This is a genomic window from Streptomyces wedmorensis (genome assembly GCF_000716445.1).
Lineage (GTDB): Bacteria > Actinomycetota > Actinomycetes > Streptomycetales > Streptomycetaceae > Streptomyces > Streptomyces wedmorensis.
In genome coordinates, this window is the sequence record NZ_JNWK01000179.1 from 1 (window position 1) to 787 (window position 787).

Consider the following 787-nt stretch of genomic DNA (forward strand, 5'->3'; position numbering starts at 1 on the left):
ACCCCCGCCCCAGCATCCCGCTGACCCTGGTGACCGGCCTGGTCCTCCTCTACACCCTGCTGCCGCTGGCCTGGCTGGTGATCAACGCCACCAAGGACCAAAAGGGCCTGCTGGACTCCTTCGGCCTGTGGTTCGCCGAGGACACCCACTTCTGGGACAACATCACCCGCACCCTCACCTACGACGACGGCGTCTTCGTCCGCTGGCTCCTCAACACCCTCCTCTACGTCACCGTCGGCGCCGGCGGCGCCACGGTCCTGGCCGTCCTGGGCGGCTACGCCCTGGCGAAGTACGACTTCCCCGGCCGCAAGGCCGTCTTCGCCGTCGTCATCGGCGCCGTCGCCGTTCGTCATCGGCGCCGTCGCCGTGCCCGGCACGGCCCTGGCCGTCCCCACCTTCCTGATGTTCAGCAACATGGGCCTGACCAACACCCCCTGGGCCGTGATCATCCCCTCCCTCATCTCACCCTTCGGCCTCTACCTGATGTGGGTCTTCGCCGCCGAAGCCGTCCCCACCGAACTCCTCGAAGGGTGCGCACCTTCTTCACCGTCGCGCTGCCGCTGCTGATGCCCGGCACCGTGACCGTGCTGCTCTTCTCCATGGTCGCGACCTGGAACAACTACTTCCTGCCGCTGATCATGATCAAGGACCCCGACTGGTACCCGCTCACCCTGGGCCTCAACGCCTGGAACGCCCAGGCCCAGACCGCCGGCGGCGAAGCCGTCTTCGACCTCATCATCACCGGCTCCCTCCTCACGATCGTCCCGATCGTCGCCGCGTTCCTCCT

The 787-nt window shown here is 67.5% G+C and carries 1 pseudogene; it reads left to right on the plus strand.

Annotated features, from left to right (window positions below):
- Positions 1-787 (plus strand): annotated as a pseudogene (locus tag OO54_RS42185) (carbohydrate ABC transporter permease); the annotation flags it as partial.